Genomic DNA, 835 nt, shown 5'->3' with positions numbered 1-835 from the left:
CGGATGGCTTGCGCCTGCAGCTTCAGCAAGCGCGCAAACCGCATTAAGCCTTAATGACCGATTGGCGTCTTCCCCTTCTGGAACAGGAAGCCTTCTCTCATTAGCCGCCCCCGCTGCACCCTATGCTGACACAGATACCTATTATGAAGGGGCTGAAGGTAAAACAGGAGACTCGCTAAAAAGCACCCTGCACCGCATTATCAGCGGACACACGATGCTGTCCTACAGCGAAGTGTGGAACGCGCTGAAAGAAACGGATGAAGATCCGAGAAATCCGAATAACGTCATCCTGCTCTATACGAATGAATCGCGGTCCAAAAACCTGAACGGCGGCAATGTCGGCGATTGGAACCGCGAGCATGTCTGGGCGAAATCCCATGGCGATTTTGGTACGAGCAAGGGACCTGGTACTGATATTCATCATTTGCGCCCGGCTGATGTTCAAGTTAACAGCGCCAGAGGAAATATGGATTTTGACAATGGCGGCACTGAATATGCGAAGGCACCCGGAAATTATTATGACGGCGATTCATGGGAGCCCCGCGATGATGTGAAAGGCGATGTTGCCCGCATGCTGTTTTACATGGCTGTCCGTTACGAGGGTGATGACGGCTATCCTGATCTTGAGCTTAATGATAAGACAGGCAACGGCTCAGCTCCTTATCATGGCAAACAATCTGTCCTGCTCGAATGGAATAAGCAGGATCCGGTTGACGACCGCGAGCGGAAAAGAAATGAAATCATTTATGAAAAATATCAGCACAACCGCAATCCATTTATAAACCACCCTGAATGGGCCGGCGACATCTGGCCGTAAGAAAAAGGTGCTCCTTGT

At 50.7% G+C, this 835-nt stretch carries 1 protein-coding gene; it reads left to right on the top strand.

All coding sequences use genetic code 11. From position 1 onward, the window contains the following. Positions 1-817: endonuclease I family protein (locus tag ACWHAR_RS25265; protein WP_452088208.1), on the top strand; the 817-nt coding region annotated here is incomplete at its 5' end. Positions 818-835: the final 18 nt, after the last annotated feature.

This window comes from Bacillus sp. LR--39, assembly GCF_053613335.1.
The sequence above is the reverse complement of the archived record's forward strand: the minus strand, read 5'-3'. Positions and strand labels throughout refer to the sequence as shown.